This window comes from Bradyrhizobium sp. LB8.2 (assembly GCF_040548035.1).
Classification (GTDB): domain Bacteria; phylum Pseudomonadota; class Alphaproteobacteria; order Rhizobiales; family Xanthobacteraceae; genus Bradyrhizobium.
Window position 1 is genome coordinate 1 of the sequence record NZ_JBEPQV010000015.1, and the last position, 19854, is coordinate 19854.

A 19854-nucleotide genomic window follows, 5' to 3' on the forward strand; every position below is an offset into this window, starting at 1 on the left:
TCCGGCGCGATGTACGAAAACAGGCCGCCCTGATCCGTAAACCTGCCGCGCATGATCGTCTCCGCCGATTCGAGATGATAAAGTGAATCATCAAGCCCCCTCCCTGGCGAGGGGGTTTTTCAGCAGAGTGCTAGGTGGCTTGCTGAAGGATTTAGAAGTGCCGCTGTAAGGCGCGGCGCTCCATCAATTGGCCTTCGGGGCAGGAATCGAACCTGCACCACAAGCGGCTGCTCTGGACTTGCTGCCAGCCTTGCGGCTGCTCATCAGGTTTTTGCCGTGAGGCTCACTGCTTAGTGGGCAACAGGTCTGAACTCCTGCGCCGCTCTCCGAACCTCGTTAATTAGAAAGCGAACCAGGCCAGCACCGCTATTAGGGGAATGACTGCTACGCCTAAAAGCATCAAGGGTGCAGGTTCATTTCCTGTGCGGTCACTCATGCGGGTCTCCTCTTGAAAGAAAGACCCCGAGACGGCGGCGCCGCGGGGCCTTTGATGCCGACTCGGTGAGGGGGGACACTGCCGGCACTACTCTACTCGCCTCTTCTGCCTTCAACTCCGACTTGTCGGGATTGGTTCCGTGGGGTCGCTGGTTCACGGCCCCAAGCACAGAGCTAGTTTGAGCCCGTGTCTATTCGGAGATCCTCCAGCTTCAGAGGGCGGGGATTGGGACGGTCTCGGCGGAATCCTTGTTGAGCCGGATGCAGGCCAAGATCGAAGGCCTTTGAGCTTTTGCCTCGTGAGCAGACGTGATCGTGGGCGCGCTGAAGATACGCCACCGCGCGTGATTGCGGCAGGCAAAGTCAAAAGAAGTGTCCGTGGTCACCGGTCTGCTTATCAGGACACGGGTGCTATCCATGTGGCAGCAGCGATGTCAGAGAGGACGATGCTTACCAGGTAGATGACGTTTCCATGCATCGCGCTCGGCAACGACACCGCAACGAAACGCCGCACAGCGGGAAGGCGTGAAGAAATGCGTGTCTGCTGTAAGGGGATGGGGAGGGGTGTCCGCAGCTTCAGAACCAATCGTTTCTTAGCGACCGCTCGCCCCCAGTTTCACGCGCGTCTGCCAATCAAATGTTGAGGGGGGTGGTGGCGCCTTAACTCGATTGCCGTCAGCCCGGTGCGCACTTGTGACATCGCTGCGACGGTTACAATTCTCCGGCCAGCCCGTATGGCCTATCGTCGAATTTCCCTCGATTTCCTCTTCGGCCATCCTCTCTTGTTCGCGGGGGGTCGAATGATGAGCGAGGAGGAGGCGGATCGCTTTCGAACCGAAGCTCGGAAGCTGAGGAATGCCGCCGCTTGGCCGATAGGGCAATTAGACAGCCGGACAAAGAAGCCTGGTTGAGGCTGGCGGAGGATTGGCTGAAGCGAAGGTGCCGGCGTGCAAGTTGAGCGCAAGGGATGAGACTTATCCAGCCGCATCGTAGACCAGAGCGGGAGCCTAACCCCTCGTGTCGAGCGAAACGCCCAATAACGACGCCTTGACCATTGTAGCGCCCGGTGTTCGCTTCAGCGTCTTCGAAATTTTCTTAACACCGGCCTTCTGTTTCGCGAGTGACTTGAGCGTCTTCACATCATCTTTCGTCCATTCGCGACGAACAGTCTTTTTCGTTTTGGCCAAAGCAACTTCCCTGCATTCACTTTTCGTGGTCGCGTTCTATCACGCGAGGGGAGTGATGCAAGGCCGCAGCACCGAGTTTCAAGATGATCCAGGCCCACAATTCCCAGCCCACCTCTCAGAACCGCCGGCGGATGAGGCACGTGCCCGACATTTGATGCGCAACGGCGCGATCGAATCGGTGAAATTATCAAGGAGACTGAAATGGCGATCTTCACCGATAGCAACAGCGCTCGCGTTGCCAGCGTTCTTCGCAACGCCCTTCGCGGGCGAGGCCTACATCGAGGAATTGTCGAGATGACATCGATCAATAATTTTGTAACGTCCGACGCGGTTCATCTCTTTACCGACGCCGGGCTGATGGACTCCGGGTGCACGAAACTTGAAGCGGTTGCCAGTAAGGCCGCGCTGCTACCTGAGTATCACGCCGTCTTCGCGGCGAACGGCATGGTCTTCATTGAACAGCTTCTTCGTGCGGTGCTCGCATAGGTCCGGTTCGACGATTTCGATGCGTTAGTGTCGGGTTTCCTGAAGTAATCAGGCGTGGGACCGATCACGGAACGGGTTACGGCGCGCCGTCTCATTGGCCGAGTTGTGAAGTTGTTCTTGCTGGTTGGTTACTGGGCCAGGATGCGCCGGCTGCCGTCGTTTTCGCGTCGCAAGGTGGATTTGTCGCAAAGCCTGTAGCGCAGTTCATTCGCCCGTCGATTCCGGGGCTCACTTTGGACTCGCAGGAGATTGAGAGCTCAGGCTTGTCGCTCATGCGCAAGCAGCGCGACACGGATTTCGCGGTCGAGGACCCAAACCAAGATGGCTTCATCAAGTCGAAATGGATGCGCCGGGCTGTCCACGGATTTTGCCAACATACGGTCGTAACGCGCGAGGCGATCACAACGAAGGTGATCGAACGGTGGCCGGATATGCCCTGATGGATTTGTGAGGTTCAAAATGAAAGTCGGATTCAACAACCTCCACCCAGATAGCGCGCGTGACCAGCGTTTCTTTGTCGGAATTCGGGCACTAGTTCTGATTTTTGAAAAATGGAGCAGCTAAGCGGCTATGGGGACAGTGAAGTGGTTCAACCCCCGAAGGGGTACGGGTTCATCCAACCTGACAACGGCGGCAAGGATGTATTTGTCCATATCTCCGCCGTTGAGAAGGCCGGCCTGAGCAGCCTCAACGAGGGAGCCAAAGTCAGCTTCGACGTCGTGAACAATCGCGGCAAAGATTCAGCGGGAAATCTACGGATGGGTTGACCAGCCGAGCCGAATCACGCTGGTGGGCCCAGCACTCCCGGCGCTCTGATCCGCAATTGGATCGGCAGCCGGGAGCATTGGGGCTGGAAAGCGAGCCGTGCCATGTTCCCCCTTTAACGACAATGGGTAGATCGGCGGACTCCGGTAGTTGTACCGACTCCATTTTCGGAACGGGGTGTTCTACTGTGAGAACACCGGCGAGATTTAAGTACCAAAACTGATTTCAAGTTGTCCGGGAATGCCGCAGTGGGGCTGGAACCACGCTGCGGCTTTTCCCGTGGGCGAGGCGCAACCCGAGGCTGCCTGTTTTCCGTCAGGGCTCCAAATCACCAGTTCGTCGATCCTCTTGCTCCTACGCTTAGCGACCCGATGGAGCGCGCGTCGGTTCGATCGTGCCGTTAGCGGCGATAGTGACGTCTGCCTACCCATCGCCGGCTCAAGTATGCTCAATAATGGCAGAGACACTCAAAACACCGCCGGTGTCGTCCCTAACCCAAATAGCTATCCGTCCAGGCCGGCCGGCAAAGGTGAAGTCGCGCACGGCCTCGCCAAGGGCGATCAGCGCCATTTTTCGGGCGGCGTCAACGCTGGCGAATTCCTCACCCGCGCTGTCTACGGTAACGAGGTCCGCTTCATGGTAGTCGAAATGATATCGAACCATGCCGGCTAAATCACTCCGGGTGGGGACGTTCCAAAAACATTGCTGAGTTTTGATCTTTCGCTTGGGCTCAGCTCATGAAGATATTCAGGGCTGAACTCGGCTACAGCTTGCAGTTCCTGCGGGCGGAGCAGAGTAACGGTTTGGTTTTCCCATTCAATGAGGCCCAAACCCCTGAGTTCCTGGATCGTCCTGTTCACGTGAACTATCGAAAGTCCACATGCATCGGCAACATCTTGCTGCGTGAGCGGAATCCGGAAGCTGCCGTTGTCCGCCAGCCCAACGAATTCCATGCGAGTGGTAAGCTCGCAAAGAAGATGCGCGAGTCGACCTAAGGCTTGGCGGGCTCCGAGATTCTCAACCCATTCGCGATAGATGGAAGCCTGTATCAGCGTTTCGCGCCAAAAAGCGTGTGCAAGTCCGAGAGAGTCGGTCATCATCTCTCTGAGAGATGAATGAAGCACAGCGGCTATCGTCGAATTGCCTATGCTGCAAAGATCACAATCCGCGATCGGCAAATGCAGGGTAGGCAAGTCGGGCATGTCCCCAGCCATGTAGAACGAGGAGATCTGATTTCGATCATTCACCACTCTTTGCCGAGCTAGAAAGCCGTCGATCACAACGATGCAGCTGCTGGGCTTGTCTCCTTCGCGAACCGCGTATTCGCCATCAGCCAGGGATTTCACCCTGTATGGTATGCGCGTGAGTCTAACCTTATCTCGTTCAGATAAACCGCCGACCGCCTGTAGGCGCGCTATTAGCTTCTGATGCGGCATTCATGCTCCCGTGCGATGCAGGCGGGAGCCCAGTTGGTCTCTCAGCCACCGACGCCTACGGACAAAGCCTTGGCCAGTGATGGCATATTAACGCATGAGGGCGGGCGGAGTGCAACCGACGATGTAGGAAAATTCCAAGTCAAGTCTTGGACTTGTCCAATTCAGCCTGCTTTTTTCGAATCCGGCAATGGCCTACCTCAGAGACGCGAAGCCGGTCCCAATCCCTCCGTCGCGACGAACAGTTTCTTTCTTCTCGGGCAGCCTGGCGCGCCCTCAAACGTATGAGCGACGTTTGCCAGACGGCGCGCGGTACGCAAATCCGCGCGACTTCAGATTTAACCTCACGTCTCAATTTAGGATACAAATGCCAACGACCTCGTAGTCCAACTCGGCGCAAAACTGGACCAATTCGCCCAGCGATATGAATCAAGCTGGCGATATGGCGGATGCAGCAATTGATCGCATTGAACGATCATTAGCCAATTTGAATCCGACTGTGGGCGGCTTTGCGTCGCTCGGCGATGCCGCCGCCATCGCGTGAGGAGTTTCGAGACGCAAGCTTTGACTTGATTGCCGACGTGGAGAAGGTCGATCCTGAATCCTATCTGCTGCACTGCATGGAGATTCAGCGCCGCAAGCGCTTCGATGGACGCCATGTTGTTGGCGGCCTTGCGTATTGACAACGATCACGGCCGCGCTTGAGCTGGCGCCAGACCTTGCGCACGCCATAGACCCGGAAGTTCTGATCGAAGACGCACCGGACCTCGATCTTCAGCGCGGCGTCCTGCCTGGCGCGCGCCGACAGCCTGGCGGGATCGTGCCGTTTGGTCACCTGGGCGTGGTAGGTCGAGGGGGGCGATCGGCAACACCTTGCAGATCGGCTCGACCCCATGCGCCTCACGATGATCGTCGATGAACGCGATCATGGCTTGGACCGGCGGTCGAGCTCCCCTCGCCCGAAAGGCGAATGTCTTCATTCGCCGAAAGGGGCCATCGCAAAATAAGCGCTTGCCTTGCGCAGGATTTCGTTGGCCTGTCGAAGCTCACGGTTCTCCCGCTCCAGGGCCTTCAGCTTCTCGGCCATCTCCGTCGGAACGCCGACCCGCTGCCCGCTGTCGATCTCGGCCTTCTTACCCCAGTCATGCAGCGTCTGCGGTTTGCAGCCAATCTTGGCGGCAATCGATGTCACCGCCGCCCACCGCGAAGGGTGCTCACTGGCGTGATCCAAAACCATCCGAACCGCACGCGCCCGGACCTCGGGTGAAAATTTGTTCGTCGTCTTGCTCGTCATGGCTCCGCCTTCTCAAGAGTTGGAGCCCCCGGCAATCCCGGGGCGTTTCATCCGGTTCTGTATAGCGAAGACTTGGTTGGCGACGGGCAGGTGCTCTTCGAACATGCCAGCAAGCTCAACTACGAAGGCATCGTCTCGAAGTGGGCAGATGCGCTGTACCGTTCGGAGCGAACAGAAGCTTTGGCAAAGGTCAAAACCGTACACACCGGAACATTCCGATGGGTTCATCAAGGACTCGTCGGGCGTTGCCGCTCTCTATCTCGGCAAGCAGGAAGGGAAAGAACTGGTCTACATGGGCAAGGTCGGCACGGGCTGGAGCCGCACAAAGTCGGAAAAGATTAGGAAGGCTCTCGATGCCGTCGTGAGCCCGAAGGTCAAGCTGACGAAGCCCATTAAGAAGCCCAAGGCTACGTGGGTCAAGCCGAAGTTCTTCGCCGACGTCGAATACCGCGACATCACATTGGAGGGCTTACTCAGGGCGAGCTCTTTCAAGGGGCTGAGCAAAGGAACGCGCGGCTGATAACCGCGTTTCCCCTCAAAATAGGGAGGAGGAACGTGACCGACAATCTCACCAAGAGAGAGCAGCCCGACCGCAGCAAGGTCAACATGCACGAAGCCTATGAGGTTAAGCACTGGACCCATGCCTTGGGTGTCACCAAGGAGGAGCTTCAGAAGGCGATCGATAAGGTTGGCAACTCGGCGGCAATCGTTCGCAAGGAGTTGGGCAAAGCAGACGATGCGGGATGAGGAGCGTGAGAGTCTGTTGTTCTTGATCGATGTAGCCATCGCTCCCTGCATGTCCGGTCTCCTCGTGACCTTCGCCCACGTGATCGGGGGACTATTGTTTGACTGATCCGAATTGTCCCATCTGCCACTCGCTGGGCTGGGTCTGCGAGAACCATCCCGATCGCGCTTGGAGTGAGACTGCGGGCGGTTGCGAGTGTGGTGCCGGCATGCCCTGTGAGTGCAACAGGACCGACGGCATCGACTTACCCGACATCGAGGGGATAATCGAGGAAGTCTAAGGCGGCCCCAAGAAGACCTGGCATTGATGGAAGGCCAGTTCAAGATCGCGCTTCCAAAGCGAACTCAGTTCAAGCGGTACCGCCCGGAAGCCGTAGCGCCAGCTGAACGCCAGAGCGGCGAGTTGCGTTCGCGGCGACAAAGGCAAGTAGCGCAGGAGAAATCTCGATATCGGTGTCAGCCGCGCGCTGAGCGACCGCATCGGCGACTTCCGATGTTGTGTCCCGTGGCCATCTCTCGATCGAATTGAAGGCGACGATCCGCACCGGATAGGTATATTCGCCTGACAGAAGACGGTGCCGGATATCATCGAGAGCGGTGTCTCGTTCGTCGGTCTCGCGCCATGCGCAGCCGGCGCGGCGCCGAAATCTTCGAGTACAAGATAGATGTCGCGTTCTAACCGATCGAGCTGTTGATCGGCGCGGGTTCCCGACGCCGATCGGCGAGCTAAGCTATCGATACAGTGAGGGGTGAAGGGTCAATGTTGGGCGCTTGTTCACTATTTGACGGCGCCCCCGGTAATGCCCGCGATGAAGCGATCTAGGAAGAGATTGTAGGCGATCGCCACGGGGAAGGCGGCGATCAAGGCGCCGGCCATGATCTCGCCCCAGAAGAACACGTCGCCCCGGATCAGGTCGGTCGACACGCCCAGCGTGATCGGCTTTTGGTCGGACGACGAAATGAATGTCAGCGCGTAGACGAACTCCTGCAAGGTCAGGGTGAACGTAAAGATCACCACCGTCAGGATTGCAGGCACCGACAGTGGGACCGCCATCTTGATGAAGGCTCCAAACAGACTGCAGCCGTCGACGATTGCGGCTTCCTCGATCTCGACCGGCAGGGCCTTGAAGAATCCCATCAGCAACCAGGAGCAGAACGGGATCGTAAAGGTCGGGTAGATCAACACCAGCGACCACATCGAGTTTTGCAGACCGAGTTCGGCGATGATCCGGGACAACGGCAGGAACAACAGGGTCGGCGGCACCAGGTAGGTCAGGAAGATCATAATCCCGAGCGCTTCGCCCTTGCGGCTGGTCATGCGGGCCAGGCTGTAACCGGCCGGAACCGCGGTGACCAGCGTGATCGCGGTGACGCAGACGCCAATAATCAGCGAATTCAACAGCCAGCGCGCGAACAGGGTCTCCTGGAAGAGGTACTTGACGTGCTCGAGCGTCGGCGGCTCATTGAACCAGAATGGGATGTTGGTGACATCGTAAAGATCACTGTTCTGTTTGAACGCCGTGATCACCATCCAATAGAACGGAAAGGCCGCCAGGATAACGAAGAATGCGACGCCGAGGAAAAACCCGGTTCCGCGGAGCGAGCGAACAAAAGACCGCGACATGTCAAATCTCCCGGCGACGAATAAAGCGCAGCATGAAAATCACCACGACAAGCAGCACCGGCAGCATGAACAGCGAGATGGCCGCGCCGTGCGACACGTCGCCGGAAACGATGCCGGTCTGAAAACCCGCAAAGCCCAGGACTGACGTCGCGCCACCGGGGCCTCCCATTGTCAGCAAAAAGACGATGGAAAGATCCGTGAACGTGAACACGATGCCGAATATCAGGCCGATAGCCATGATTGGCAGGATCATCGGCAGGACGATCTGGTAGTTGCGGCGCCAGAAACCCGCGCCATCGATCGTCGCAGCGTCGATCACGTCCTGTGGAACCGCAGTGATGCCGGCGAGAAAGATCACGATGGCAAATGGAAAGAAGCGCCAGGCGTTGATAATGACAATGCACAGCATCGCGAGGTAGGGATTGCCGAGCCAGTTCGGCGCCTCGTCGCGAGTAAGGATACCAGCTGCAATCATGGTCCAGTTGATCACGCTGTAGAGCGAATCGAACATCCATTGCCAGGCGATCGTGGCGAGCGCGACCGGTACAGCAAATGGCAGGATGATCAGCGCCCGCACAATCTTCCGGCCGGGGAAGGGCTGCAACAGCAGGAAGGCGCCGAACTTTCCGAGTACGAGGCCGAGCAGTTGCGACCCAAATGTAAAGATGAAGGTGTTCCGCAGCGTGTCAAGGAAAGTGGGATTTTGCAGTATCTGCTCGAAGTTGGCCAGACCGACAAACTTCCAGGTCGGGTTGTAGATTGTATAGGCGCTGAGCGAGTAGTAGACCGCGAGCAGAAGTGGCAGGCCTACCAATAGCAGGACGTAAAGGATCGCCGGTGCGACCAGAATCGTTTCAAGCGCCTCGCGCCGGTCGAGGACAAAGCGAAATCGTGAAATCGGCTTGGCAATAGGTTCGGCGATGACGGCCATCGGTGAATTCCCCGCTCAGTGGCGACTGCTACGATTGCCGTTGGCGTCGAAGTGGCGCAATGCGCTGTTCCTCACCGCAAACGGATGCCATTCGCCGGGACGAATGCTTTCTTTGGCTACGTGGGCCGGTGGCAACTTCGCCGTGATCGGCTGCTTTGAATCAAAGCCATCCATCACACCGTAAACAATGCGCTCGGATCCGAGATACTCGGAGCGATCGACGCGAAATAAAAACTGGGTCGCGCCCCCGTCTTCGATCATATCCCTGGGCAAGAAATTCTCTGGCCGGAATCCGAGATAGCCGCCGCCGTTGCGGGTGACGATGTTCATCGGCGGCGCGCCGACAAAGGTCGCGACAAAAAGGTCGGCAGGATCTTCATAAATATCAGTTGGCGTTCCCACTTGCCGAACCCGTCCATGGTCGATGACCGCGATACGGTCGCCCATGCCCATCGCTTCGACCTGGTCGTGGGTCACGTAGATGGTGGTGAGGCCAACGCGCTGCTGAAAGTTTTTGATCTCCTGGCGAGCCGAGGTGCGCAGCTTGGCGTCGAGATTGGACAGCGGCTCGTCGAGCAGAAGCGCGGTCGGTTCGCGGACGAGCGCGCGCGCAAGCGCAACACGCTGGCGCTCGCCGCCGGAGAGCTGGCGCGGCCGCCGGTCGAGAAGATGGCCGATGCCGAGCAGCTGCGAGGCCCACTCGACCTTCTTTTCGATTTCCTCGCGGGGCACGCGCTGCGTGCGCAGCGGAAAGGCAATGTTGTTGCGTACTGTGTAGTGTGGATAAAGGCCATAGCTCTGAAACATCATCGCGACGCCGCGAGCGCGTGGAGGGATGTCGTTGACGACGTTGCCGCCGATCAGGAGATCGCCGCTCGTCTGTTGCTCGAGGCCGCAAATGATGCGCAGAAAGGTCGTCTTGCCGCAGCCCGAGGGGCCGAGCAATACCATGAACTCGCCGTTCGGCACCGTAAGCGAAATGCCGTTGACGGCGGCGACCTCGCCGAACTTCTTGACGATATCCCTGGTCAATACCGCTGCCATCGAACCTCCCGAGAACTAATGGATGGCGCTCTGCCGCCAATCGTTCGACGGAGCGCCAATCTTGTTTGCCAATTGGCGGCAACGGCAGCATCCGGACCGACCAAAAAGGGGGTCCGGTCCAGGCACGGCCTCAGGCTTTCTCGTGCCACTTCTTGAAGATGGCTTCCGACTGTTGGTGCGCCCATTTGACCGAATCCTCGGCGGACATCTCGCCGGTCGCCGCCTTCGCCATCATGTCGCAGATGACGAAGTCGTTGTAGACCTCGTCGACGGCGGGCCAGGACGGACCGGGATATCCCGGAGAGGCGGACCACTGGTCGGAGTCCTGCAGCACCGCTAGTTTGTTGGCCGGCGTCGACGTCGGATCGTTCGAGAGGATCGGCATGGGCTTCGGCACAAGGTTGGCGAAGCAGGGATTGTTGTACCCTTCACTCGCCTTAAACGCTTCCGGCCAATGGTCGGCGTAGTATTTGAGGAAATCGATTGCGCCATCCTTGTTCTTGGCGAACTTCCAGATACCGTAGAACTCGGAGGCGCCGCCCATGATCTGGCGCACCGGTCCCTTCGGCGGAGCCATCACGAACGTGTCGTCGGCGCCTTTCTTGTTTGCCTTCTGGAACGTCCGATAGGCCGAGATCGGGTTGACGATCATCGAGCCGATGCCCGAAACGAGATAGCGGTTGTTGCTGGAGTCATCCCACGACAGCACTTCCGACGTCATTGCCTCCTTGTATAGCGCGGCGACGAACTTGACGGCTTCGACCGTCTCCTTGCTGTTGAGCACGACTTCCTTGCCTTCGGCGTCCTGAAGCGCACTGCCAAAGCTCCACAGCAGGCCGCGCCAAGTCGTGTTCGGATCGTTGCTGTGCCCGAGTGAAATGCCGACCGGATGACCCTTGGCTTTCAGCTTGGCGCCGCCAATGCGAACATTGTCCCAGGTGTCCGGCTTCATCCCGATCTCATCCCACATGCCCTTGCGATACATGGCGGGGAAGTTGATGTAGAAATCGGGGAAAGCCGACCAGGTCTTGTCGTCCTGGTTATATCCGATCTGGCGGCCGATCGTGCTGATCTTGCCGTACTTCTTCTCGGTCGCCTGGACGAGGCTTGTCACGTCAACGAGGAATTTGCGGTAGAGGTGCGCCCCGCCTGCGCCGTTCCAGCCGAACAGATCGTGACCTGATTGTGCCGAGGCTTCGGCGGCCGCACGCGCGGCGACGTTAGCGACCGGGATGTGGTCGACGGTGACCTCGATACGGTTCTTCTGTCCCCAGTCCTTTGCGAACGTATCGAACCACTTGTCGTACTCCGGGACGAAATGGCTCCATTGCACGATGGAGAGCGATTTGGTGTCGGCAAGCGCGCGGGAGACGAATGGCGCAGCAAGGGAAGGCGCCGAAACGGCGGCAAGCGTAAGACTGGCTTGTTTCAAGAAGCGGCGTCGCGTGACGCGCAAATATTTGCCCGTGCTCATCTGGATTCCTCCTGTGGATGTGGCCAGTTGGAGAAGGCTCATCCAGATGAGGGATCAGTCTAGCTCGGTCCTGGATCTTGCTATTTTCAACGTCACTATAGCTTTGAGGTCCCGATCGGCCTTTCTACTAAAGACGGTCACTCAGTACGCTGCCGTACAAGGATTGACAGCCGACGAAGTCGCGCGGCGCTGGCCGAAGCAGGCTATTTGAATGACTGTCAGACGCAGCAAAGACAGCTGCGCATAAGGTCGGCGGCCGCGGAAATGCGGTGCTCATGCAGGCCGCTGCGAGTTAGGCGCCCGTATTCCGACGCTATGATCTGATAGCATTCGCATGTTCGAAGCTCGAGGGCCGCGTGATTGCACACGTCGATGCCGCCTCGCTGCCTGATGAGCCCGCCGGACTGCTCCAGTTCCGCAAGCGTCGTCGTGATGCTGGCGCGTCGCACGCCCAGGGTGACGGACAGCACGTCGTGCGTCACGGGAATGACCCGGTCATCCAGACGGTCGGCTGCAAGCAGCAGCCAGCGGCTCAGCCGTTCCTCGAGGCCGTGGCGGGCGCTGCAAAGAGTTGTCTGGGTGTTCTGGACCAACAGCGCGTGGACGTAGCTGAACAGCTGCTGCTGGATGTCCGGGTATCTGTGTGCGGCCCGGCGCAGGTCGGGCACCGCGATGCGCAACGCATAACCCGGGACCGACATCAGGCAGCGATTGGGCGACCGCTGGATGCCGAGCGCCGCGGTCACACCGACAAAGCCGAGCCGTCCGACCATCGCGATCTCCACCGGACCATCGCGCTGCGTTCGCGCCAGCAGCGATGCGACGCCGCGTTCGATGAAGTAGATGTGCTCGATGGGATGGTGGTAGTCCTGAAGGATCGCCCGGCGTTTGAGCGCAACGGGCTGCAGGAAAGGACGAAGGCGCTCAAAGGACGCCGGCGCAAGACCGGCCAGCAGACGGTTTTGAACCCGAACCGTCTGCTCGCGGTTGGCACGGCTCAGCGCACTTACGAGCACTATCCCATGGCGCTGTCCTCGAGATGCGTCCCCATCGGCCCTCGTTCGGCTGAGATCAGGGCTTGTTCCCCGCGAAGCTACTCTCTCTTCCATCTAGAGTCACTGGCACCCGACAATCCGGCGATCCCGCTAAAGGCGCCTTCACCCCCCGAACGAAAGGCAGGCGCCAGCAGGACGGGAGGGCGGCCGAGTTGGAGGCCGACCGGGCCCCCGTCGAGAAACGGTCGCAAGCCGATGAGGCGCGCTGGCAGAAGCAGAGGGAGAAAACTCGAAAGCGCGCTGCGGCGGGCGCGAAACTAGGTGGGAAGCACCGACACCATGACTTGGACCTCGCAGAAGCGAGGCAAGGGGACCCTGGCCATATTTCCATTCATCTGTGAGGTCAGCAGGCTGATGAGGCGGGTCCCTAGGCCGCTCTTGACCTCGCTGGGGCAGCCGACGCCGTCGTCCCGCACGGTGACCGTGATCCGACCGCTCAAAGCCCTGATGTTCACTTCCACCGTGCCGTCTGTCCTTCCGGAAAGGCGTACTTGAACGCGTTTGTCACCGGCTCGACGATCAGCCCGATGGATCCGGCCTGAGAGCTCTTCACCGAGCCGAGTCGCAGTGCACCTGTATCGAGATCGGACGCACTCCACGATGAAAGTCCGCCAGGCTTGCGCACAGCCGGTCCGCGTAGGGCGCAAGATCGACGAGGTCGCTGTCGGCGACGCGCAACCTGTCGTGCACCTTCGCCACCGCGTCCATCCGTGCGACGGCCGAGGCGATCGCGGCCTGCGGCACAGGATTGGGATCGGAACGCGCCTGCAGTCGAAGGATTGAGATGAAGATCGCGAGTTCGTTTCTGGTGCGATGCGCGAGCTCCTGCAAGAGGACATCGCCATATGACTTGGCTTGCGAAAGCCTGTCCAGAGTCTTCCGCAAGGTTTCGGTGACAGCGGCAATCAACAGGCCCATCACTAGAAAGTCGATCAGCGGGACGATTGCAGAGGTGACCGGCGGGGACATGAAATAAGCCGCGGCCATCACTGCGCTCGCCGCGGTGGCCAACACGCCGGACCCATGGTCGGAGATCACTCGATGCAAGGAATACTGCCGGGATGAACAGCAGCAGAGGAAGGGAATCCAGAGCGTCGAAGAGCAGGAGCTTTGCCGTGAACGTGATTCCGACCAGGCCGCGGGTCAGAAGGTACCGCACCCACGTGGGGTAACGCGGCGTCACGGCGATCAGGCGGAGCAGTAGGCGTTCCATCACCGTCGGCGTTTCGACGCATGTTCCTTGGGTCGCCTCACCTGCCATCACCGGGTGGGTCGAGCAGGAGCGACGAGTGCTCTCAAGGCTTTCCTTTATGCGTGCGGCGCTTCGACCATATCGATCGACACGGTATTACAGCGCGCTTGGATTGCCCACGCCGGAGACAAGACCGACAACCATTGAGGGTTGGACCGTTCTTGATGTTAGAGGCGGGATGGCGGTTCTTGGAGGGCCCGACGGGGTTCGGATGGCAACACGGGGTGACACCGTTCCCGGCATCGGACGAATCGACTCCATCGTGCGTTGGGCAACCGCTGGATCGTTGCAACAGCCAGTGGATTGATCTCGACGCCATAGAAGGCGCGCGGACCTCTCTTCCTTGTTTTCTACAGCGTATCCGGCGTTTTGAGTTCGTGGTGGATCAGCTCTTCCTTCAGCTGTCGCTCCGCTTCCAAATAGAACTCTTGATCCCGCCCCTTAGGCATTCCCGCTTGCTCCCACAGCTGATATGCGCGGCGCTCGACGTCCTTCTGGGTCAAAGGACCTGCCATGGTGCGTTACTCCCAATGAGACCAAGCGCGGTTTAGGCTCACCGCCCTGTTCACGTAGTTCTTGTACGGTTCTCCCTAATCCACATCTGGCTCATCATGCCGTTGCAGCTGCAGGACATCACCGCTCCGCACCTGATCGATCAGCGCAAGTTCAGTCGCATTCAAGGTAGCTGAGGCCCCATGCCGCCGTGATGTCAAGGAAAACTGGAGGTCCTGAACGGCTGACTTAATTTCGTCGCTGACCTTGAGAACTCTTCTTCTGCTGTTGCGCCAGTTATGTGCAGAGTAAAGCACGGGTACGGCAGAGCCTGTGCTTAGAACGAGCATGTCACGCTTGTCATTGCGATAGACATCAAACACTTTTCGACCCCGCTGATCATCTTGAACAAAGCAACAAACATGTTTTGTCGTCTCAATGGACGAGCTTAGGATCTCGAACGGCTGTGCGGGTTGGAAATCTGCAGCACCCGCGACTTTTGCTTCACCGCGTTCCGGATCTGGAACGAACTGATGCAAACTCGGACCATCGCCAAATTGGGCGCGCTAGGCAGTTCTTTGAGCGATGCCGTGAACGGCACGAGACGGGACGACCGGCTTGTAATCCTCCCGTGCGGAGCGAAGATGTCCTGGTGTCGCAACAGCAATGATCAGCCGCACGTGGTTCTGGGAAGGTATACTCTCTGGCAAATTTAGGAGACCCGCACTTCAGAGATAAGTTGCGCGATACCGTCCGCACACGCCGGCAGCGGCCGCAGCCTCCGCGCCGTAGCTTCGCAACGCCGGGGCTGGACGCGGCGCGAAGCTGGATGCAGTGACTGCGGCCGACCACTCTGCGCGGCCCTCATCGGCTAGCCGTCACCTCCTTCCGTGGTCAGAAGGTTCGTGCGCGCGCAGAAACGCGTCCGTCAGCGAGCGCGAGAGCGCGCTCATCTGCATCAGCCAGCTCCAGCTCGAAGTGGCCGCCAACACCGTGATCGTCTCGAGCGAACTGTGGTAAGGCCAGAGCATTCCCATGGCCGACTGTTGATAGCGACGGTAGCAATCCGTATCGCAATAACGCCGTCGCGTAGACAAATGCCGGACGTAACTCGCGCCCAATGGCTGGGCGCACGCGCTGCAGGTGGCGCCGTAGCTGGGTCGTCCATGATTGATGAGCATGAATCTCAAGGTCGTGTCCTCTCCTGCCGACAGGCGCATCGCCGATCGTCTCGAGCACGTGTCCGCTCAAGACGCCGCTCGCGTACGCCCCTCGATCAACGGCGCAGCTTCGCCATGAAGCGCGTAGCACTCATAGTCGCAGTAAGGCAGTTGCGTCCTGGCGTCGCGCAGATAACCAGTGCTGATCTGCTCGCAGCACCATAGACAGAACGTCGTGCGGAAAGGGGTTCTGTCGTTCACCAATATGAATCTCACGTGGCACCTCCCAGCGCGAAGCAGTAGGCCGTGTCGACCGGAGAGGCGGACGGCGGCGGCGCGCAGAAATGGTTGCGGCCGTCGGGATTGTCTCTGTTTCGCTCGACCTTCTGGGACGGGATCAGGATGTATTTCCCGTCTTCCCGGCGTCGCGCGTAGACCCTGCCGTCGACGTATCGTACCTCGGTCGGATAGCAATCCGCATTGTTGCAGCAGCTGAGCACCGGATTGTCGGGCATACGCCAGCTGGAATAGAACTTCTCGTGCAGGAGCTGATCCTGGAGCGGATGATGACGATGTGCACTATCCGGTCCAACCTCGTCGGCCTCCACTCCCGTTATCAACGGAAGCGGCAGCGCGATCATCAAGAGGAGCTTGCAAGCACGGTTCAGCACGCAGCCTCCTGTTCAGAATTGGCGGATGGAGCGGATCGAAGGACAAATCCTCATGCCGCCTGAAATCGGAACAACCATCGGCGGTCGCGTTCGCGACGCGCCCTGAAGCGGTCGAGACATTTTCTGGAGCACAGTGGCGTTCGCCAGGAATAATATCGGATCAGGCCAAACTTGCCGCTACAGACAGCGCAACCTTTTACAGCAGGACCGCGCTCGGAGTGTTCAGGCGTATCGCACATCATACTCTCCCGGCTTCATGGCCGTGGATTCGCTCGTACGCTGACGCAGAGCCATCCACGCTCCGTTCGTGAAATGCAGCCTATTAATCGTGATCAGCCATTCATGCGGCAAGTCGGGCAACGGTCGCAGAGCTGTAGCAGCACATCGAGCTAATTGCCGGCTTGTGCCTTGCACATCGCGTCCCCTCGATTGGTTATGAGACTAATCCGCCCGCAACGGACCGCTCAACTGTACGGAGGTAAATGTGCGCTATGACTTGGGATGCGCGAGCTATACGTAAGTTTGTCCCGTAGTTTCGGACCCCGCCGCACCTTCGCAACGAGACGGCGCAAGGCCGGCAGGCTGCACGGTCACCGCGAATTTCGGCGCGGAGTTCTAACTTGGTCGGAGGGAATTGCTCCCCTTGCTGCAAAGTGCTCTACTTGCTGCGGCCCCAGCGAGCCGGGACGCCTGCGATGATGCCTGGCCAAATCGCGAAATTCGGGAATTCGGCCGCACAATTGCTGCTCGGCGGCCTCGCGGCACTTCGATCTTTCGGCAACGGCGAGAAGGACAGGCCCGCTGTCGGAGATGACTCGCGGCAAGACATCCTCGATCTACGCGACGCCGTGAAGCAGTGGCGCGAGGTGTTCGAGCACAATCCGGTCATGTACTTCATGGTCGATCGGGCCGGAACGGTGCTCAACGTCAATACATTCGGCGCCGCACAGCTGGGCTACACCGCGGCCGAGCTGATTGGCCAGTCCGTGCTCAACGTCTTCTTCGAGGAGGACCACGACTTTGTTCGCCGATGTGTAGCATTGTCCCTGGAAACCCTGCACCAGTCGCATACTTGGGAGATTCGCAAGTTCCGGAAGGACGGATCGGTCCTTTGGGTCCGTGAAAACGCCAAGGCGATGCTGCGCGGCGACGGCACGCCGATCGTGCTGGTCGCCTGCGAAAACATTACCCAGCGCAAGGAGGCGGAGGATGCGCTACGCCAGAGCGAGGCCTACCTCGCCCAAGCCCAGGAACTGAGCCGAACCGGCAGCTTCGGCCTCAACATCGTAACAGGCGCGATCGTCTGGTCAATGGAAACCTTTCGCATCTTCCAATGCGACCTGGCGGTGAAGCCGACCTTGGATTTTGTTGTCCAGCGCATCCATCCGGAAGATCGCGCTGCGGTCAGCAAGACCCTCGATCGAGCCGCCCGCCGAGCAGCGGATTTCGACCATGAATATCGCCTGCTGATGCCTGACGGATCAGTCAAATATCTCCATTCCGTAGCCCGCGCGGTCAGACATGGATCCGGGCTCATCGAATTTGTCGGGGCTGTCACCGATGTCACGGTTGCAAAAGAGACGGAACAGAGGCTGCGCCGCAGCGAGGCCTATTTGGCCGAGGCACAGCGGCTCAGCCATACAAGCAGCTGGGCCTGGGATGTGCGTCGTCAGGAGTTTGCCTACCGATCGGCTGAACTCTACCGCCTGTTCGGATTTGACCCAGGCCAGATCGAAGTACCGGCGCGGGCTTTCCAGCAACGCATCCTCCCTGAGGATTTCCAACGGATCGTCGAGGTGGAACGTCGGGCCGTCCGGCGAAAGGAACCCTTTGAAGTTGACTTTCGCATTGCGCGCCCGGACGGCTCGATACGACGAGTCCATACCGAGGGACATCCCATCGTCAACAGCGACGGCGAAGTGATGGAGATCATCGGTACCCACGTGGATGTCACCGAGCAGATCGCTGCAAAAGAAGCGCTGCAAAGGGCATTTGATGAACTCAAGACATCCGAGCAGCGGTTCCGGGACTATGCTGAAACGGCATCTGACTGGTTTTGGGAGACCGGGTCGGATCACCGTATCACGCAGATATCGGAACACGCCGATACGGCCAGTGCTACGCCGACGGGCTTGATTGGCCTGAGCCGTTGGGACATTCCGCCCGACGCTGAGCTTGAGCCGGGAAAGTGGGAGCAGCATCGCGCGACGCTCGACGCCCACCTCCCGTTCCGCGATCTGGTTTACCGTGGCAGGGATCGCAATGGATCTCCAATTTACGTGCGCACCAGCGGCAAGCCCTTACATGATGCGGACGGCCATTTTCTCGGATATCGGGGCATCAGCAGCGATGTGACGGCGGCTATCCGCGCCGAGCAGGCTGAAGAAGCGCTACGCAAAGCGCAAGCCGAGCTCGCCCATGTCACGCGCGTCACGACGCTCGGCGAACTCACCGCCTCGATAGCCCACGAAATCAACCAGCCTCTTGCCGCCGTGATCTCCAATGCGGACGCCTGTATCAGCTGGCTCGGTCGCGACCCGGCCAATCTGGACGCTGCGCGACGTTCCGTGGAATGGATTGTCGAAGACGCAAATCGGGCTAGCGAGGTGATCCGCCGGATTCGGGCGCTCGCGAAGAAGACCGAAATCGAGATGGTTGCGCTCGACATCAATCAGGTTGTCAGGGAGGTGATAGCCTTCGTTCGGCGCGAGCTCGCTACAAATGCCGTGTCGGTGCGAATGGAGTTGTCGTCCGGCCTGCCCAAGATCTGCGGCGATCGGATCCAACTCCAGCAGGTGCTGATCAACCTTGTCGTGAACGGGATCGAAGCCATGCAAGCCAATGTTGACCGTCCGCGCGAGCTGGCGATCCGCTCCAGTCAGGCTGGCGAGGACGGCGACCGCCACCTGCTCCTCACCGTGAGAGATCGCGGTGTCGGCCTTGGCTGCGACGTGACAGACCGCATCTTCACACCGTTCTTCACCACAAAGTCGAGCGGCCTGGGCATGGGACTATCGATCTGCCGATCGATCATCGAGGCTCACGCCGGCCGGCTTTCGGCCCTTCCCAATGAGGGGAGCGGCGCAACGTTCCAGATTGCCCTGCCCTTCCCACACAAGGACACGTCGTGACGGACCACGCCAAGCCGATGCAGGCACAGGCGAGTGCCGACGATCCGATCGTCCTGATCGTCGATGACGATCCGTCGATGCGGCGTGCGCTCACCAATCTTTTTCAATCGGTCGGCCTCAGGGTCGAGGCCTTCGGCTCAGCGGCGGAGGTCATGGAAGCCAAGCCGCCGGCGGTCCCCAGTTGCCTTGTGCTCGACATCCGGCTGCCGGGCTCGAGCGGCTTCGACCTCCAGACGGACCTCGCGAAGGCCAACATTCGCACGCCCATTATCTTCATCACGGGCCATGGCGATATTCCCATGACCGTCAGGGCCATGAAGAGTGGCGCCATCGATTTTCTGACCAAGCCGGTGCGCGACCAGGACATGCTGGATGCGGTTCAGGCTGCCATTGATCGAGATCGCAGGCGGCGCAATGCCGAGAAGTCGGTCGCAGGAGTGCGGTCCCGTTTCGAGGGTCTGACCGCGCGCCAGCGCGACATCCTCGCCCTGGTTGCGTCCGGCCTGATGAACAAGCAAGTCGCCGCCGAGCTTGGATTGGCAGAGATTACCGTCAAGATCTATCGCGGACAGATCATGCGGAAAATGGGCGCCAAGTCATTGGCCGATCTCGTCAGAATGACCGAGGCGCTCGGAATCCCACGCCCAGGGGGAAACGTGCAAACCTAAGTATGCTT

The 19854-nt window shown here is 59.3% G+C and carries 18 protein-coding genes, 3 pseudogenes and 1 other annotated feature; of the genes and pseudogenes, 7 read left to right on the forward strand and 14 right to left on the reverse strand.

Annotation, left to right across the window (positions count from 1 at the left end; all coding sequences use genetic code 11):
* Positions 1-1442: 1442 nt before the first annotated feature.
* Positions 1443-1622 carry a hypothetical protein gene (locus ABIB06_RS19035; protein ID WP_247444705.1) on the reverse strand — a complete coding sequence of 60 codons (180 nt, stop codon included), beginning with the start codon at positions 1620-1622 and terminating at the stop codon, positions 1443-1445.
* Positions 1623-1823: 201 nt separating this feature from the next.
* Between ABIB06_RS19035 and ABIB06_RS19040 the strand changes: the two genes are divergently transcribed.
* The 3 genes and pseudogenes from ABIB06_RS19040 (at position 1824) to ABIB06_RS19050 (ending at position 2875) form a co-directional block, all read left to right on the forward strand.
* Positions 1824-2108 carry a hypothetical protein gene (locus ABIB06_RS19040; protein ID WP_247444706.1) on the forward strand — a complete coding sequence of 95 codons (285 nt, stop codon included), beginning with the start codon at positions 1824-1826 and terminating at the stop codon, positions 2106-2108.
* A gap of 272 nt (positions 2109-2380) precedes the next feature.
* On the forward strand, positions 2381-2548 hold the full coding sequence (locus ABIB06_RS19045) for a hypothetical protein (RefSeq protein WP_354049971.1): 168 nt from the start codon (positions 2381-2383) through the stop codon (positions 2546-2548).
* A 130-nt stretch (positions 2549-2678) separates the two neighbouring features.
* Positions 2679-2875: pseudogene (locus tag ABIB06_RS19050) on the forward strand (cold-shock protein).
* 436 nt (positions 2876-3311) lie between these two features.
* On the opposite strand, the gene ABIB06_RS19055 reads toward ABIB06_RS19050, so the two are convergent.
* From ABIB06_RS19055 to ABIB06_RS19065, 3 genes and pseudogenes are all read right to left on the reverse strand, one after another.
* Positions 3312-3536 carry a DUF6894 family protein gene (locus ABIB06_RS19055; RefSeq protein ID WP_247444708.1) on the reverse strand — a complete coding sequence of 75 codons (225 nt, stop codon included), beginning with the start codon at positions 3534-3536 and terminating at the stop codon, positions 3312-3314.
* Positions 3537-3541: 5 nt separating this feature from the next.
* On the reverse strand, positions 3542-4309 hold the full coding sequence (locus ABIB06_RS19060; protein ID WP_354049973.1) for a Crp/Fnr family transcriptional regulator: 768 nt from the start codon (positions 4307-4309) through the stop codon (positions 3542-3544).
* Positions 4310-4976: 667 nt separating this feature from the next.
* Positions 4977-5600 (reverse strand): annotated as a pseudogene (locus ABIB06_RS19065) (transposase); the annotation flags it as partial.
* Positions 5161-5275: a sequence feature (AL1L pseudoknot), on the reverse strand. (Overlaps the previous pseudogene by 115 nt.)
* Positions 5601-5703: 103 nt before the next feature.
* Here ABIB06_RS19065 and ABIB06_RS19070 point away from each other — a divergent pair.
* Both ABIB06_RS19070 and ABIB06_RS19075 read left to right on the forward strand, forming a co-directional pair.
* Positions 5704-6120 (forward strand): ATP dependent DNA ligase, encoded by a 417-nt coding sequence (locus ABIB06_RS19070; RefSeq protein WP_354049975.1) that lies wholly within the window; start codon positions 5704-5706, stop codon positions 6118-6120.
* 35 nt (positions 6121-6155) lie between these two features.
* Complete coding sequence (locus tag ABIB06_RS19075) at positions 6156-6347, forward strand: DUF3606 domain-containing protein (protein WP_247444711.1); 192 nt, start codon at positions 6156-6158, stop codon at positions 6345-6347.
* Positions 6348-6694: 347 nt separating this feature from the next.
* Here the strand turns inward: ABIB06_RS19075 and ABIB06_RS19080 are convergent.
* The 10 genes and pseudogenes from ABIB06_RS19080 to ABIB06_RS19125 form a co-directional block, all read right to left on the reverse strand.
* Positions 6695-7083 (reverse strand): annotated as a pseudogene (locus ABIB06_RS19080) (hypothetical protein).
* A gap of 39 nt (positions 7084-7122) precedes the next feature.
* Complete coding sequence (locus ABIB06_RS19085) at positions 7123-7968, reverse strand: carbohydrate ABC transporter permease (RefSeq protein ID WP_247444712.1); 846 nt, start codon at positions 7966-7968, stop codon at positions 7123-7125.
* A gap of 1 nt (position 7969) precedes the next feature.
* Positions 7970-8899, reverse strand: a complete 930-nt coding sequence (locus ABIB06_RS19090) for a carbohydrate ABC transporter permease (protein WP_354049978.1) — start codon at positions 8897-8899, stop codon at positions 7970-7972.
* Positions 8900-8914: 15 nt separating this feature from the next.
* The gene (locus tag ABIB06_RS19095) at positions 8915-9943 is read right to left on the reverse strand and encodes an ABC transporter ATP-binding protein (RefSeq protein ID WP_247444714.1); all 1029 of its coding nucleotides are present in this window, start codon (positions 9941-9943) and stop codon (positions 8915-8917) included.
* 130 nt (positions 9944-10073) lie between these two features.
* The gene (locus ABIB06_RS19100; protein WP_354049980.1) at positions 10074-11417 is read right to left on the reverse strand and encodes an ABC transporter substrate-binding protein; all 1344 of its coding nucleotides are present in this window, start codon (positions 11415-11417) and stop codon (positions 10074-10076) included.
* Between the two features lie 218 nt (positions 11418-11635).
* Positions 11636-12433, reverse strand: a complete 798-nt coding sequence (locus ABIB06_RS19105) for a Crp/Fnr family transcriptional regulator (protein ID WP_247444716.1) — start codon at positions 12431-12433, stop codon at positions 11636-11638.
* Positions 12434-13021: 588 nt separating this feature from the next.
* Positions 13022-13459, reverse strand: a complete 438-nt coding sequence (locus ABIB06_RS19110; protein WP_354049983.1) for a histidine kinase dimerization/phosphoacceptor domain -containing protein — start codon at positions 13457-13459, stop codon at positions 13022-13024.
* Between the two features lie 615 nt (positions 13460-14074).
* Complete coding sequence (locus tag ABIB06_RS19115) at positions 14075-14239, reverse strand: DUF2934 domain-containing protein (protein WP_247352234.1); 165 nt, start codon at positions 14237-14239, stop codon at positions 14075-14077.
* 75 nt (positions 14240-14314) lie between these two features.
* Entirely contained in the window at positions 14315-14599 is a 285-nt protein-coding gene (locus ABIB06_RS19120) for a hypothetical protein (RefSeq protein WP_247444802.1), read from the reverse strand.
* Between the two features lie 1049 nt (positions 14600-15648).
* Positions 15649-16047, reverse strand: coding sequence for a hypothetical protein (locus ABIB06_RS19125; RefSeq protein WP_247444718.1), 399 nt, complete (start codon positions 16045-16047; stop codon positions 15649-15651).
* A 695-nt stretch (positions 16048-16742) separates the two neighbouring features.
* Between ABIB06_RS19125 and ABIB06_RS19130 the strand changes: the two genes are divergently transcribed.
* Both ABIB06_RS19130 and ABIB06_RS19135 read left to right on the forward strand, forming a co-directional pair.
* Complete coding sequence (locus tag ABIB06_RS19130) at positions 16743-19178, forward strand: PAS domain S-box protein (RefSeq protein ID WP_354049985.1); 2436 nt, start codon at positions 16743-16745, stop codon at positions 19176-19178.
* The gene (locus tag ABIB06_RS19135) at positions 19175-19846 is read left to right on the forward strand and encodes a response regulator transcription factor (RefSeq protein WP_247444720.1); all 672 of its coding nucleotides are present in this window, start codon (positions 19175-19177) and stop codon (positions 19844-19846) included. Before ABIB06_RS19130 ends, ABIB06_RS19135 begins: the two co-directional genes overlap by 4 nt.
* Positions 19847-19854 lie beyond the last annotated feature (8 nt).

Excerpts from the sequence above, each read along its gene's own strand:
- ABIB06_RS19115 (WP_247352234.1), bottom strand. The coding sequence starts at position 14,239 with ATGGCAGGTCCTTTGACCCAGAAGGACGTCGAGCGCCGCGCATATCAG.
- ABIB06_RS19045 (WP_354049971.1), top strand. The coding sequence starts at position 2,381 with ATGCGCAAGCAGCGCGACACGGATTTCGCGGTCGAGGACCCAAACCAA.
- ABIB06_RS19085 (WP_247444712.1), bottom strand. The coding sequence starts at position 7,968 with ATGTCGCGGTCTTTTGTTCGCTCGCTCCGCGGAACCGGGTTTTTCCTC.
- ABIB06_RS19100 (WP_354049980.1), bottom strand. The coding sequence starts at position 11,417 with ATGAGCACGGGCAAATATTTGCGCGTCACGCGACGCCGCTTCTTGAAA.
- ABIB06_RS19130 (WP_354049985.1), top strand. The coding sequence starts at position 16,743 with ATGATGCCTGGCCAAATCGCGAAATTCGGGAATTCGGCCGCACAATTG.
- ABIB06_RS19040 (WP_247444706.1), top strand. The coding sequence starts at position 1,824 with ATGGCGATCTTCACCGATAGCAACAGCGCTCGCGTTGCCAGCGTTCTT.
- ABIB06_RS19055 (WP_247444708.1), bottom strand. The coding sequence starts at position 3,536 with ATGGTTCGATATCATTTCGACTACCATGAAGCGGACCTCGTTACCGTA.
- ABIB06_RS19070 (WP_354049975.1), top strand. The coding sequence starts at position 5,704 with ATGCCAGCAAGCTCAACTACGAAGGCATCGTCTCGAAGTGGGCAGATG.
- ABIB06_RS19060 (WP_354049973.1), bottom strand. The coding sequence starts at position 4,309 with ATGCCGCATCAGAAGCTAATAGCGCGCCTACAGGCGGTCGGCGGTTTA.
- ABIB06_RS19095 (WP_247444714.1), bottom strand. The coding sequence starts at position 9,943 with ATGGCAGCGGTATTGACCAGGGATATCGTCAAGAAGTTCGGCGAGGTC.
- ABIB06_RS19110 (WP_354049983.1), bottom strand. The coding sequence starts at position 13,459 with ATGGCCGCGGCTTATTTCATGTCCCCGCCGGTCACCTCTGCAATCGTC.
- ABIB06_RS19090 (WP_354049978.1), bottom strand. The coding sequence starts at position 8,899 with ATGGCCGTCATCGCCGAACCTATTGCCAAGCCGATTTCACGATTTCGC.